The following is a 13806-nucleotide window of genomic DNA, read 5'->3' as shown; positions in this document are numbered from 1 at the left end:
TCAGCTTTCGCTATAGCTACGTTCAAAAAGTGGTTTGGCCCGCTCCAGATCATCAAGCGTTCGGATTGTCACTTCAAGATCGCCAGAGCCCCAATGACCTATATGAGTTACGTCGCGGCTGAAGCCCTCTTCAAGCGTGACGGTTGCGGGGTCGATCTTCAACATGACGAGGAAGCGGTTGGCGTAAACTACGATACAGGCGAAGTTTTTCAAGCGTCTGAACGCTGTATAGAGTTTAAGCCGCTTCTCTTGGACATCATCGCCCAAGCTGTTCAAATAGCTAACAATCTGGTCATAAAGTTCTCTGAACTCTGTCGATCCCGCGGAAAGCCATTCTTCGACTGACTTGTCTTTACCCGTGGCAACTTTGGGCTGAGGGACCGCAGGCCCGTTTTCAGGTGCTATGGTTTTGACTGACGTGGCATCCGGCACGCTCTGGGCATTCACCAGTTCCAGCAGTAGCAGATCATTGCTGAAAAGCTTGTAGCGCAGCAATTCGATATTGCGTGGGATCTGCTGCACGGCGTGCTCGTCGTAGCGTGTGAAATCGGCTGCAATGCAGAGCAGGCGCGTCCCTGTCCATTCGATCTGCCCTGCTGCCTCCTTGCCGAGTTTTTCCATCACCAGCCACCGGAATTCGGCTTGATGGTCCATTAGCCAATCCAGATAGAAGAGACCCTGGTTGATGACGTTCTCGGTGCTATGGCGTTTGTATTCAATAATGACCGGACAACCGTTTTCATCCAGACCGAGTGAGTCGATGCGCCCTCGATGCGTCTTGCCGGTTGGGTGTTCACGGGCCAAAAAGCGCACACCCAGACAGGTCGCCATATTGGCTTCAATTAGTATTTGCAGATCGCGTTCCAGCTTGGCGGTCTGACTTGAGAGCTCGGTTGCGACGCCGTTTGAGAGTCGGAAAAGCTGGATATCGGTCATGCCGCATTGTCCTTAGATATCGCACCGCGGACATCGATCTTGCCGGTGACGGCGGCGGCGATGAGGGCGCTGCGGCGTTCTTTAAGGCAAATAATCGCCTGTATTACATTCTCGCGGAGTATAATTATTTTGCGTATTACGTAATCAAGATGGAAGACAATTGCTTCTTGTTCATGAATTTTTGGAATGTAAATACCCAGTGGATGAATGTCATTTCTATCAACTCCTGGTACTGCCGTTTTCAAAGAGTGGAGAACGAATAGTTGTTTGATAGATTCGAGCATATAAAATAGATATTTTGGACAATTTCCGTGCATGCATATTGAATATAATGAAGTATTAAGGGGCCAGCACGGATCTGATATTAAATGAAACTCCCCTATTGTTCCGTATCTTCCTGTAACGATGGTCGCTCCTTCAGTAATTGGTATGTTATGTTTTCCAGATATTCCAGCAGAAGAAACAATAGGGAAAGGTCCGTCAATTCTTTCTTCCAAAGGGAGATCATGGCCGCGCTGAAAAGTAATGACGCGCTTTATAGGCTTTGACGCCCAATGTTCCGGCACTTCGCCGAGCCATGCGATGCCGGAGTCTTTCATGGGGGCGTTGGGGTTGAGGCCGCGGGTGACGGCGTGGGAAATGGTGGCCTGACGCTTTTCGGCAAGCAAGTCGAGAAGCTTTTCCTGCTCTGCAATCAGCGCATCAATCTTTCCGGTCTCACGGTCGAGAAATGCTGCAATGGCGGCTTGTTCGTTGATTGGAGGAAGCGCCCAATGCAAGTTCCTGATAAAATCATCTGGAACGCGCTTCTGCCCACCTGCACCATACATGCTTGCTTCACCTAGCCTGCGAAATATCGGCGAGCGAAACAGCCAATTTAGATAGCTACCTATGGTCCGATCACGCTGAGGTCGGATTACAATGAGTTCGGTTGTACCAAAACCAACGCCGTTTATAAGGTTACGCATAAGCGCACCTTTGCCATTTTCGAAGCACGGCGTAATCTTCGCAACAGTAACATCTCCGTTTCTGAAGTAGGTATAGCCATTTCGAACTTCTGAAAGTGGACGTGTAATTTGTAAATCTAGTGACCCATCGTCACCGATCGATTCCATCGGCAGGAATGAAATGTGTTCTTCATCGTCGAGGTAATTTAACTCTGATTTTGAAGGATTGAATGCTCCGACAAAGCGTAAACGTATTAAGCCCCAGTGTTTGGGCACCTCCCCAAGCCACTCAACGCCACTCTCTTTATACTCAGGATAAGCAAGCAAACTCATTCTGCCAGCTCCCCAAGCATTGCCATAATTCTGGCAGAGACAGCTTTCAGATCCGCATCGATCTCATGCAGGTCGCGCGGTGGCTCGAAGACATAAAAATGGCGGTTGAACGGAATCTCATAGCCGATCTTGCTCTTGGTCTCGTCAATCCAGGCGTCCGGCGCATGGGGCAGGACTTCTCGGGCGAAATAGGCGCCAATATCCTCCGAAAGCGGGACGTTTTCTGTGTCGCGTAGCGTGCTGTCGGGCTGTTTCTTGCCCTTTTGCTTGCCTTTAAGGCCAAGCACGATCTTGCCCTTTTCGTCACGGAGCGGGCGCTCAACCGTGAGCGTTGTGAAGCCGAAATCCTCATTGCGGAAGATGCGTGAAATCGGGGCCAGCTTCACCTTGCCGCCTGCCGGCGCTTCGGGGGCAGGCTCGCCCTCACGCAGAATGGCACGGCTGAGTTCCTTGCCCTCTGCATCCAGCACCGTGGCCTGCTGGGCCTCCACAAAGGCGCCGAACAGGGTCGTGACGGTTGCAATCTGCTCGTCGCTCATCTGTTTGCGCTTGCTGCCAAGGCTTTTGCGCATTTTCTGCCAGAAGCTCGATGCGTCGATGAGCTGAATACGCCCCTTGCGCTGTGCGGGCTTCTTGTTGGAGAGCACCCACACATAGGTGGCAATGCCGGTATTATAAAACATATCCGTCGGCAGACCGATAATGGCCTCGACCAGATCATTCTCCAGCACATAGCGTCGGATTTCTGACTCGCCCGAACCCGCCCCGCCCGTAAACAAGGGCGAGCCGTTCAGGACAATGCCGAAGCGGCTGCCGCCATCCTGAGCCGGACGCATCTTGCTGAGCAGATGCATGAGAAACAGCATCGACCCGTCAGACACGCGCGGCAGGCCGGGGCCGAAGCGCCCATCGAACCCCTTGTCCAGATGCTCCTTGCGGATGGTTTTCTCGACCTTTTTCCACTCCACACCAAAAGGCGGGTTGGAGAGCATGTAGTCGAATTTTTCCCCGCCATGCCCGTCATCCGACAGGGTGTTGCCGGCAATGATATTGGCGACGTTCTGCCCCTTGATGAGCATGTCTGCCTTGCAGATGGCATAGGACTCGTCATTGAGTTCCTGACCGAACATCGTGAGGCGGGCTGAGGGGTTGTGCTCGTGCAGGAACTCCCCGGCTTCGGAAAGCATGCCGCCGGTACCCGCAGTTGGGTCATAAATGGCACGGACAACGGCCTTGCCTGAGGTCAGCACATCGTCATCTTCAATGAAGATCAGATTGACCATGAGGCGAATGACCTCACGTGGGGTAAAGTGCTCACCGGCAGTCTCATTGGAGATTTCCGCAAATTTGCGGATCAGCTCCTCAAAAACCAGCCCCATCTGGCCATTATCGACCCTATCAGGATGCAGATCGATCTTGGCAAATTTCTCGGTCACCAGATAAAGCAGATCTGCCTTCGCCAGGCGTTCGATCTGGGCATAGAAGTCAAAGCGCTCGAAAATGTCGCGCGCTGCGGGGGAGAAAGCCTGCACGTAAGCATAGAGATTCTGGCGGATATGATCCTGATCGCCCAGCAGCGTCTCCAGATCGAGCGGCGAGGTATTGTAAAATGACTGTCCGGCCTTCCTGAGCAGGAAATGCGAGGGATCAGAGAGGCCCGCTTTCGTCCTTGTTTCGTACTCCGCCAGAACCGCCGGTTTGGTCGCTTCAAGCACACAGTCCAGACGGCGGAGCACCGTAAAGGGGAGAATGACCCGCCCGTATTCCGACTGTTTGTAATCCCCACGCAGCAGATCCGCGACGGACCAGATGAAAGAAGATAAAGCCTGGTGGTTCATACAAGGAGCCCTGAATACACGGTTTTCTGGCTTCCTGAGGCCTGTCGGATTTCAGCCTTGAGGGCTGAGCACTAAAGGGGCGTATCCAACAGAGCCATTCATCAAGAAGACCAGGACATAGAACACTATGTCCTGATGCTAACCTTCCAGGGCTCATGCGGCTAGTCTGTCAGGCTTGTTTATAGAGGTGTGTCCGGCAGGTAATGATTTCTTCTTATCCTATCCGATGCGACAACCAGGCGGCATAGATCTCCGTCGTCTTGACCGAGCTGTGGCCGAGTTGTTGGGACACATCATAGATCGAGGCGCCTTGTTGCAGGGCGCGGATGGCGTAGGTGTGTCTCAGGTCGTGGCAGCGGAAGTGGCGGGCTTTGTCCGGTATGACGCTGGCCAGAAGCACGCGGAAGCGGCCCGGGACGTTGGTGTAGCGCTGTCCTGACGGGTTGCGGAACACGTAGCTGCTCGCGTTTTCCGGGCGGCTGCGTTGCAGCTCTCTGGCCTGCCTGGGCGAGAGTCTGACCACGCGGGGCGATCTCGTCTTCGTTCTGGCAAAGGTCACGGTGGGGCAGGGGGCGTTGAGGCCCAGCTGCTCCCATGAGAGCGAGGCGGCCTCTTCCTGCCGGCAGCCGGTCCGGGCCAGAAAGCGGATCATGTCGCGCATGCCGGGTGGGGCGCGACGCGTCAGGCGTGCGAGGTCGCGCAAGGCCACGGACCTGATGGGTTCGCGGCGCTCCTTGATCTCCTCCATCTCGTCCGGCACCGGGTTGGCGGTAATCCAGCCGGCGCGACGCGCCACACGCATGATGCGGCCCATTACCATCAGGTCGCGGCGTATGGTGGCGCCAGAGGTCTTGGTGCGTCGTCTGGCCGCCACAAACTCATGCACATCGCGGGAGGTAATCAGGCTGATATCCCGCCCCGCGAAATAGGGGTGGAGCTGCCGCAGGCTCGTGCGGTATCGCGTCTGGGTGCTGGGGCGCAGATCGGCAAATTGCAGCTCCTCCCACCGCACCACGGCGTCTTCCCAGTTCCTGACCTCAGGGGGCTTTATGCCGGCGCGCTGGTCTTCCGCCTTTTCGAGCAGCTCTTTGAGTCGCTGCCGGGCTGTACGCCGATCAGTCGTGCGTAGCGATCGGCGGATGTCGCGCCCCCTGATCTGGATCCGAGCGTAATAGGTGCCGTTTGCGGCTTGGTAGAGATTGCTGGGCACGACGGCCTGCTGGCCTCCTGATCGAGATAGTCGTCAATCGCTGACGTCGTTATGCGCCACACAGAACCGATCTTGGCGGCGCGCAGCGCCCGTGGCGCAAAGCCTCTGAATGAGGCGCAGCGACACGCGCAGCTAAAGCCCGCTTCGAGGAAGCTTGGGCGGTCACAGCTAGAAAAATCGCCTGACCTGCATTTTTTCCTTCCAATATTTCCATTTTTGCAGTCTTCTCCTTGCCAAGATCGCGAGACGCTTCCCCATTCGGGCAGGCGTCTTTTTTTTTTGTGCCTGATTTCTGGAGTGACGATCCATGGCAGTCCGCAGATTGCAATGCGTCCTGCCAGTGGTTCGTAGCATCAAGACCGGTATTGCAACGGCGCTGCCGAAGCAGACACAAACCATCTATCTCTCGCTTGAATGGCGTGGCCTGATGTCCCGCCTCCGGGCCCAGCGTGGCCGACGCTGTGAGGCCTGCGGTCGTACCGGGTGCCGGATCTTCGGTGATCATATCCATGAACTGAAAGACGGCGGCGCGGCGCTCGATCCGGGTAATGTCCGGCTGCTCTGCGGCCCCTGCCACAGCACCAAGACCGCCCGCGTTCGGGCGATCCGTTGGCGTGAAACCGTTTAGGAAGCCAGTCAGGCCGTTTGTTTTGAGCTCTCTTGGCCTCGGCGTGAGCCATCGAGTTCGCACCACAGCATGTGAGCGGCAGCCACAATGGCCGGCCCGATGAAGAGGCCTACCAGGCCGAGCATGTGCAGGCCCCCTAGAATGGCGATCATCGTGTGCAGGAATGGCAGGCGGGTCTCGTCGGAGATGAACTTCGGACGGGCGAAATGCTCACCGCAGAACAGAACGAAAAGTCCCCAGCCGGCAACGGCAATGCCCATGTTCATCGACCCTGAAGCCGCGACGATACCGCCTACGAGAATTGCCGCCGGATAGCCGCAGAAGGGGATCGAGGCAGCAATGGCCAGAAGGATCGTCAGGATAACCGCGTGGCTAGCATCGGCAATGAAGATCAAGGGCGAGCAGACGAGGGCCTCACCAATACCGACAAGAACCAGTCCGTTGACGGCACCACGAATGCTGCGAACGATGTGCAGAAGAATGTCGTCACGCTGGGTGAGCTCGATACTGACCCTGCGAAGAGATGAAGTGACCCGCCCGTAGGAAAGAAGGCAGCATGCTGCAGTCAGCATGGCGATGAAAAAGGCTTCTAGGAGATGCGGGATACTTTTGAGGATTTTGAAAGCCGCGAGTCCTGCGATCTTGGAGATCGACTTGGCCTGGGCCTTGGCCATCTTCATGATCTGTTGCGGGTCGATCTTGTTTGCGAGACTTGCTGGAAGAACGCTTTTGACCTTGTCGATCCGAGCTGAGACGGCAGGCGGCAGAGCTGGCGTCGCACTGTCGCCCGAGCCTGCTTCTTCCCCACTATGATCTGACGGCTCGGGCTTTCCCGCACTTTCGTCATTCTGTGGCGATGCGGCATGGTCTTGCGCGGCGGCTTCAGGGCCGTTCGCCGGGGCCGATGTTTGGTGAGGGGTAATGAGATGGTGGGCTTTTTCTGAAAGCGATCCGATTTCGGTCACCGCGCCATAACCCGCTATGCCAGCCATGATCGTGAAGAGCACGCATGTCAGCCCGATAAGGCTGACGGCTGCCATTTTCGCACCGATAAACTGACCAAGTTTGCGCTGTATCGGCCGTACAGCAATGGCGATGACTGCGCCCCATGCCAAAGCGACAATAAGCGAGAACGAGATCCAGATTGCCCCGGCATAGATCGCCACCCCCATACTGATGAGTGCGAGATACTTTACCCAGGGATGACGTTCAGAAATGAGACGAGAGGCCATGTGTTCGTTCGTTCCGTTCATTGTTGGATCGGCTGAGAAAGAGCAAAGCTAATCATAGTGCCAATTGGTTACGGTGCATTACCAACAGAACGGAACAGACGCGAAATCGATTGCAAACGATGAAGTGGATTTCGAATAAAGCGTTTTCGCTCAAAGACCAGGCTTTTGCCTTGGCACCCGCGAAACCCCGCCCCGCTGCCCCCGAGGGGGCGAGACAAAAGTCCGGCCGGACCCTACCCCCGCAACCGCCCAGGGCTCAGCGGTGGATTTTCCGGCCTATCAAGGAAATCAAGTTATCAAGGAAAGGGAGTAGAAATGGCCCACGGTGGCGCACCTCCTGGCGCCGGACGCAAAAAGGGCAGCCGGAACAGGAAGCAGGTGGACTGGAATGGCCCGCTCGTGGTCGATCCTTCGGCGCTTGCGCCCGGCCTCGATGCCCGGAGCGGCATAAGCCCGCAGGATCTGGCAGCCTGTTCGCCGCTGGCCTTCCTCACGCATATCTACCGCAATCGAGGCCTGGCCGCCGCCATCCGCGCGGATGCCGCCAAGGCCGCCCTTCCCTACGCGCATACCCGTCTCGCAGCCCCGCGTGACGATCAACCCGCCTTGCCCGGCCTCGATAGCGGCTGGGGTGACGACCTGCCCCCGATGAACAGAAGGAACTGACATGCTGGATCTGAGCCGGAAGGATTGGGAGGCGCGCCTGCGTGCCGGCCGGTCCCTCCTGCCGGATCTCGAGCCAGTCAATCCCGAACTCGCGGCGCGGGCGGTGCGTAATTTCAACCGGCTGCGTATTCCTGACGTGCCTGCGATCGCGGCCTATGGCGCACTTGCCCTGCTCAATATCCGGGCGGCGTTGGGGAGGATGGGCAATGCCTGAGAACCTGCCCCCGCAGCCCTGGTGGGTCGCGGTTATTGGCGGGCTGCTTTTCACCATCCGCTGGCTGATCGGCTTCGGGGCGTCGAGTTCGAAGGCCACCATCGCGTCGCAGCAGGAGGAGATCGACCAGCTGAATGCCCGCGTCGACAATCTAGAGGCACGGGAGAAGGTTAATCTCGAGCTGATCGAGGAGCTGCGAGCGCAGAATGGACCGCTGCGAGAGGCCCTTCATCGAGCCAATTCGGCGGCGGTCCGTTAGGCTGAAATAGGGGGGGATAAGAGACGGCCCGCTTGTAGTCCGCCGATTGGGAAAGAAGCTACATAATAAAACCACTTCAATCTATTCTGTTAGCATTCGGGCAAGGTCATTGAGCGTCACAAAGCCGATATCAAAATCAGATTTTAGCCAGCACCTGTGATTTTCATCAAGCACCGATGCCTTTTTGGAACTTCGTCCAAAGTCCTCACTACAGAATAGGTCCATTCCAAAACCATAGTGTGCTGCGATACTGTCGCCATCTGCCCATTCTGCGACTACGTTGGCTACGCTTTTTCTTTTAGCCTTGGTTTTAGCGCGACCTAACCCTCTATAGAACAGCTCGTCTTTACCAATCCCATACTTTTGAGTGAGTTTTAAGCCGAGTTTAATTGCAGCAGCTTTACCCACACCTTTACATCCTAAGCCTCTAGATAACTCATGCACCTTGTCCATGCAGCGGACTGATTCCATAATTCCACCGTCTTGCTTGTACAAAGGATAAATTTTGTCATCTAAATGGAAGTTTCCCATTTCCATTCCGGTACTCAGTGGGAGAATTTGCAAAGAAAGCGCATCGTTAATTCTATTCATATGGTTTATGTTGATAGTAGGAGGGGTAAATTTAATCCTGATTCTTATGCCAATATTTTAAATATCAGTTTGATAGGTTTTTGCGTTTATATGTGTACTTCCTATTGCTGATGGACGATCACGCCTAGTGATTCCTTCAAATGTTATGAGGGTTTCACAAAAAAAACCTCGCAACCGACCAGAAATTATAAAACTACGAACTATTTCAGCTTCACTGTTATTTTCTCTTTGCGACGATTCTGGATATAAAACTGAGTTTAATGTGTTTGTGCCGAATGTTACGATTGGTATCAAATTTCTAATCATTTTACAGACCTTATCGTTCCAACCCTGTATTCCATTGGATTTGGATAGTATTCGATATTATTAATATATAATCAGAAGATGTCCGCTTCCCAAGAAAATGCCATATAGAACAATGTCCGACATGAGGGCGGGAGCGGTCGGTCGTTACGCTTCCCGTTCCTCCTCACTCAGTAGCACCATCTCCATGCAGGCCTCTGATCACCAGCATAATGGCCGCACGTTCGCAGGATGATCCGGCAGGCGATAGTCCACCATCGAGAGCCAACGTGGCGAGGCCGTGAACCGCGGCCCAGCAGGCGAGTGTCGCGGCCTCCAGGTTATCGGGCGCGACTTGCCGAACCCGCCGGACCATGACGCCATATGCATTGTCTTCAACAGGTGGTGGCCCGCCATCATGTCCGGCGAACATCAGGCGGAAAAGCTTAGGCTGACGCCGGGCAAAAGCGACATAGGCCTCGCCCTGTGCAAGTAGGGCCTTTTGGGCATCCGGCTGTTGATCTGCCGCCAGTAATACTTCGCGAAGCGTCTCGAAACCATGCAGAGCCACAGCGGCCAGAAGAGCCTCCTTGTCTCGAAAATGTCGGTAGGGCGCCATGGCTGACACGCCAGCTTCGCGAGCTACGGCGCGCAGCCCCACTGCTTCTCCTCGCTCGAGGGACGCCAAGGCTGCGGCGACAAGGCGTGTCCGCAGATCGCTAGAAACGGAATCGTTCATGTTTACAATGTACACCAAACTCAATATGCTTACATTGTAAACTCCATGGAGCTGCATCATGCAAGCCGCAATCAACCGCCAATCCGTCGACCTTTCTGCGTATCCCGATCTCGTGATGATCATGCTCGGTTTTCGGATGCGAGGCTGGCGTAGCCTGCTTGCCATGCGACGGATCGGGCAGGGATTGGCGCAAATTGCTCGTGATCGCCCAGATGGCCTGCTTGCTGACGAAAGACTGAGGTTCAGTTTGACGCATATCGGTTTTCGTCAATACTGGCGCGATATAGATGCGCTCGAGCGTTTTACGCGCAGCGAACCGCATGCCGACTGGTGGCGCCGTATACGAGAGATGACGGCGGGTGCGGGTTTTTGGCATGAAACCTATCATGCCCGTGGCGGTATCGAGGCTATATACGTCGCGATGGATCAACCTGTTGGCTTGCAGCATTTCGCCCCTGAGAGAAGCCCAACGGGGCCTTTCGCGTCGGCTCGGTCGAGAATTCAAGGGGGCGCTGCAAACGAGCCAACGCAGCACGCGCCTGAACTAGTGGAATGAATGCGCTCTGGTATCCCTGATATCGACCTGAATATGTTCGGCTGACACCAATAGCTGACGATGATCTTAACCCAAGCTGCCCAACCCGGGCGGCTTTTTTCGTTTTGGAGACATGATTGACGATCGCTTCATTGGAAATCGCTCTGGCGCTTCTGCGTCGGGACGATATCTAGGGGCTGCGTTTTGCGCCCTATCTCTGCCCGGCCGGGTATTGGACTATCGGGATTGGCAATCGCTTCCTCGGTGATGGCTCGCCCGTCACGGCTGTCACGAAATCCGTTACAGAAACAGAGGCGCTCGATCTCGCAGGCAAAACGCTGGCCGGGCTGCGTAAGACATTGCTCGAAGCGGTGCATGTTTCGCTGGCTCCGTGGCAGGAGGGGGCGCTTCTGTCGTGGCAGTTCAATGTGGGCAGTGCCGCCATGCGTAGCTCTACGCTTGTCGCGCTCCTGAACAGAGGTTTCTACGCGGCGGCGGGACAACAGCTTTTACGCTGGGACAAAGCCACGGTGAATGGCCGCCTTATCGTGCGTAGCAAGCGCCCCGAGGCCGAACGCTTCGAGCGCTGGGTGTTCGAGGAAGTCCTACCCGCCATACGCAAGACCGGCGGCTACATGACAGCTGCCCCGGAGGAAACACCCGAGGCCCTTGCTGCCCGAGCTCTGGCCGTGTTGCAGGCCACGGTAGCCCGGCAGAAAGCCGCGCTGGCGGAAACATTGCCCAAAGCGGAGGTGTACGATCGGCTGGTGAATGCCGAGGGCAGTCTGTGCATCACCGCTGCCGCCAAGAACCTCCATATGCGCCCCAAGGCCCTGTTCGACTGGCTGGCGCATAATGGCTGGATCTACCGCCGCCCCGGCGCCGATCACTGGCTGGGCTATCAGGCCCACACCTCCAACGGCGATTTGGACCACAAGATCACCACCGTTACCCGCCCCGACGGCACGGAAAAGGTGACAGAGCAGGTGCGTATTACTGCCAAGGGCCTCGCCAGACTGGAAAAGCTGATGCCTGAGCGGCTGCATAGCGTGGCGTGAGAGTGCGCCGTAGATGTGCACGTATTAAAGGAATGGGCGGTATCAATGATAAAAATATCGTGAGTTACATTTTTTAATTTTCATATATAGTCAAACTATATTTTTCATGAATAAAAGGAAACGCCGTGAGAAATAGAGTTTCAACCCATATATTACGTTCGTCTTTCCTTATTATACCTCTCGTCCTCGCTGCCTGTCAGAGCGGGCCGGATCGTTCACCCCAGGACACGGCGAGGTTGAACCCAGACTATATCGACCCAACCAAATCCGTTTTCCCTCTTACAAACTACTCGCAGTCGGTCGATCAATGGATCCTAGCCGGCGCAGACCCGACTGCGGTCCTTATCGACGCTGCAACCCAGCAGCGTTATTTCGCGGCGCTGAAATCACAATATTTCGGTATGGGTGATGACGGTCATTCCCCTTGGAATCCTGTCTTTGTGGGCAAGCTGCTCGCAGCCGGCGTGGAGAGCACGCGCGACTGGGGCATCAATGCTTATCTGGGTGCGGCTCGTCAGTCCTGGGGGCAGAACTTCAGAACTCACGATGACGCATGGAAAAATGCGGTGCGCGATAACGCTGCGGTAGACATCGATAACGGCTATCACGCTGCCAATCGCGGTATCGCTCTGCGGGAAACCCTCGTGCGGGTGCTCCCGACAGATGACCCCGCCTATAACGACCCGCGCAAGGCAGGCGAGGGCTATCCGTTCGATAATCTTCAGATGTCGTCTGTGCGGCCTGGCACGCCGGTCTACACACTGACCGTCAGTCGCGATCATCGCTGGAGATATGTTGTCTCGCCGGATGTCACAGGCTGGGTGCATTATGAGGATATCGCTCAGGCACGTGAGCCGTTCGTGAATAGCTGGGTCAAAATGGCGTCAGCACATCTCGGTGCAGCGACCCGCCAGCCTGTCTCGATTTTTGACGATAACGTTTTTCATTTCACGGCCCGCAGCGGTACGGTTCTGCCTTCCAGGAATGCCAAATCTGGCGTGACCGAGGTAGCCATCCCGGTGAGCGATGCCACAGGACATGCGCAGATCGCCTGGTATGCAGACCAGGATCAAGCCTTTGCGCCGATGCCGCTAGCGATGAATCGCACCAATATTGCCATGCTTGTGCGCTCGCTCGTCAATCGTCCCTATGGTTGGGGCAATTATAACTTCTACAACGACTGCTCGGCGGAGTTGCGTAGCCTGCTCATACCCTTTGGCATCCTCATGCCGCGCAATTCGCTGGCACAAATCCAGGCGACAAGCCGCACCGTCGATCTTGGCAAGGCAGATGTCGAAACGCGGCTCGATTATCTCGTTAAAAACGGCAAGCCGTTCACCACGCTCATTCACATTCCCGGTCACATCATGATGTATATCGGAAATACGACCGTGAACGGCCAAACCGTGCCGATGACATATCAGGATGTCTGGGGCTTGCGTCCTAAAGACGCTGACGGCCGTAGTATCATCGGCGGGTCGGTATTCTTCCCGCTCATGAAGTCCTACCCGGAAAACACCAACCTGCAGTCGCTTGCCGGCAAGACAAAGTTTGAGGTCGGCTTTATCGAATAGCCATGGCGATGCGAAAGATCCTCGATCTGGGGGTCTTTCGCCATCTTGGCATATGGGCCGGTTATAGAACCGTGGCACCTACCCGGATAGAAAGCCGGATAAGTCGTCGCAAGTTTTTGAAAATTATAATAGTTATATCAATGACTTGCGGAATAAACGAACAGGTTTTGTAAACCGAAGGTCGGGGGTCTAAATCCCTCACCTGGCACCAGAACTCCTTATAAATCAAGCATTCTGGAAAAGCGCATTGTGCGAACGAATAGAGCACAGCACAGCACAGCGCATGTCGGATAAAAAGCCGGATGTGTTTTTGTGAAGTCTCCAATCTTCGGTTGAATATATAAATCTAATTTTGCAAGCCGCGCTAGATCATGTGAGGCAGTCGCTTCTCGGACTCTAATGGGGCTCGAATCGCCGATTCAACGCTTGGATAGCGAGCTAACTTTTATGCTTGGTGCAGATAACATATGTATCGACAATCCTTGCAGGTGCGAATGCCGCCAGTTTCGCATGGTAACTCATAAGCTGTTTCCAACTCGTATGAGCAAGGGCATCCTTCGTCCATTCTGTTTAATCGCCCGCCCCGAAGAAGGATTGACGCATTTCAAGACTAAAACAGTCCAAAACTCACGGTAATTTTTTGAAAAGATAATATTTTGTAAAATATAAACTATCATTTCCATGCTTTCTGTTCGTAAATTGCAAAAGTGGAAATAAAGATGGTAAATTTTTCCGGATTTCTTCCTAAGTCCCTGACGAATATA

Annotated in this window: 15 protein-coding genes; 7 read left to right on the top strand and 8 right to left on the bottom strand. The window is 54.9% G+C overall.

Annotated elements, in window-relative coordinates:
- The 4 genes from JCM25414_RS05695 to JCM25414_RS05670 form a co-directional block, all read right to left on the bottom strand.
- The gene (locus tag JCM25414_RS05695) at nt 1-936 is read right to left on the bottom strand and encodes a DUF5655 domain-containing protein (protein WP_025841005.1); all 936 of its coding nucleotides are present in this window, start codon (nt 934-936) and stop codon (nt 1-3) included.
- Nucleotides 933-2216 (bottom strand): restriction endonuclease subunit S, encoded by a 1284-nt coding sequence (locus JCM25414_RS22330; protein WP_035442732.1) that lies wholly within the window; start codon nt 2214-2216, stop codon nt 933-935. The genes JCM25414_RS05695 and JCM25414_RS22330 overlap by 4 nt, the downstream gene beginning before the upstream one ends.
- On the bottom strand, nt 2213-4054 hold the full coding sequence (locus JCM25414_RS05675; protein WP_025841002.1) for a type I restriction-modification system subunit M: 1842 nt from the start codon (nt 4052-4054) through the stop codon (nt 2213-2215). The genes JCM25414_RS22330 and JCM25414_RS05675 overlap by 4 nt, the downstream gene beginning before the upstream one ends.
- 214 nt (nt 4055-4268) lie before the next feature.
- The gene (locus JCM25414_RS05670; RefSeq protein WP_025841001.1) at nt 4269-5264 is read right to left on the bottom strand and encodes a tyrosine-type recombinase/integrase; all 996 of its coding nucleotides are present in this window, start codon (nt 5262-5264) and stop codon (nt 4269-4271) included.
- A 307-nt stretch (nt 5265-5571) separates the two neighbouring features.
- Between JCM25414_RS05670 and JCM25414_RS05665 the strand changes: the two genes are divergently transcribed.
- On the top strand, nt 5572-5892 hold the full coding sequence (locus tag JCM25414_RS05665) for an HNH endonuclease signature motif containing protein (protein ID WP_025841000.1): 321 nt from the start codon (nt 5572-5574) through the stop codon (nt 5890-5892).
- 8 nt (nt 5893-5900) lie between these two features.
- Here the strand turns inward: JCM25414_RS05665 and JCM25414_RS21460 are convergent, their stop codons facing one another.
- A complete protein-coding gene (locus JCM25414_RS21460) occupies nt 5901-7124 on the bottom strand; it encodes an AI-2E family transporter (RefSeq protein ID WP_025840999.1) in 1224 nt (407 codons plus the stop codon).
- Between the two features lie 315 nt (nt 7125-7439).
- On the opposite strand from JCM25414_RS21460, the gene JCM25414_RS05655 reads away from it, so the two are divergent.
- Genes JCM25414_RS05655 through JCM25414_RS05645 form a run of 3 tightly spaced genes read left to right on the top strand, consistent with a single transcriptional unit; the run spans nt 7440 to nt 8263 of the window.
- Complete coding sequence (locus tag JCM25414_RS05655; RefSeq protein ID WP_025840998.1) at nt 7440-7790, top strand: hypothetical protein; 351 nt, start codon at nt 7440-7442, stop codon at nt 7788-7790.
- 1 nt (nt 7791) lies between these two features.
- Nucleotides 7792-8004 (top strand): hypothetical protein, encoded by a 213-nt coding sequence (locus tag JCM25414_RS05650; protein WP_025840997.1) that lies wholly within the window; start codon nt 7792-7794, stop codon nt 8002-8004.
- Entirely contained in the window at nt 7997-8263 is a 267-nt protein-coding gene (locus JCM25414_RS05645; protein ID WP_025840996.1) for a hypothetical protein, read from the top strand. The genes JCM25414_RS05650 and JCM25414_RS05645 overlap by 8 nt, the downstream gene beginning before the upstream one ends.
- Before the next feature lie 81 nt (nt 8264-8344).
- Here JCM25414_RS05645 and JCM25414_RS05640 read toward each other — a convergent pair whose 3' ends face one another.
- Both JCM25414_RS05640 and JCM25414_RS05635 read right to left on the bottom strand, forming a co-directional pair.
- The gene (locus JCM25414_RS05640; protein ID WP_025840995.1) at nt 8345-8854 is read right to left on the bottom strand and encodes a hypothetical protein; all 510 of its coding nucleotides are present in this window, start codon (nt 8852-8854) and stop codon (nt 8345-8347) included.
- A 469-nt stretch (nt 8855-9323) separates the two neighbouring features.
- Entirely contained in the window at nt 9324-9875 is a 552-nt protein-coding gene (locus JCM25414_RS05635) for a TetR/AcrR family transcriptional regulator (RefSeq protein WP_035442768.1), read from the bottom strand.
- A 58-nt stretch (nt 9876-9933) separates the two neighbouring features.
- Between JCM25414_RS05635 and JCM25414_RS26495 the strand changes: the two genes are divergently transcribed.
- From JCM25414_RS26495 to JCM25414_RS05610, 3 genes are all read left to right on the top strand, one after another.
- A complete protein-coding gene (locus JCM25414_RS26495) occupies nt 9934-10431 on the top strand; it encodes a phenylacetaldoxime dehydratase family protein (protein WP_025840993.1) in 498 nt (165 codons plus the stop codon).
- Between the two features lie 176 nt (nt 10432-10607).
- Nucleotides 10608-11468: a phage antirepressor KilAC domain-containing protein gene (locus JCM25414_RS17535; protein WP_369346010.1), complete on the top strand. Its 861-nt coding sequence runs from the start codon at nt 10608-10610 to the stop codon at nt 11466-11468.
- Between the two features lie 236 nt (nt 11469-11704).
- Complete coding sequence (locus JCM25414_RS05610; protein ID WP_408734870.1) at nt 11705-13042, top strand: SH3 domain-containing protein; 1338 nt, start codon at nt 11705-11707, stop codon at nt 13040-13042.
- Between the two features lie 518 nt (nt 13043-13560).
- Here JCM25414_RS05610 and JCM25414_RS23875 read toward each other — a convergent pair.
- The coding region (locus JCM25414_RS23875; RefSeq protein WP_206777950.1) for a hypothetical protein at nt 13561-13806 on the bottom strand (246 nt) is incomplete at its 5' end.

Origin of the sequence: Asaia platycodi JCM 25414 (assembly GCF_000614545.1) — a bacterium.
GTDB classification, from domain to species: Bacteria; Pseudomonadota; Alphaproteobacteria; order Acetobacterales; family Acetobacteraceae; genus Asaia; species Asaia platycodi.
The sequence above is the reverse complement of the archived record's forward strand: the minus strand, read 5'-3'. Positions and strand labels throughout refer to the sequence as shown.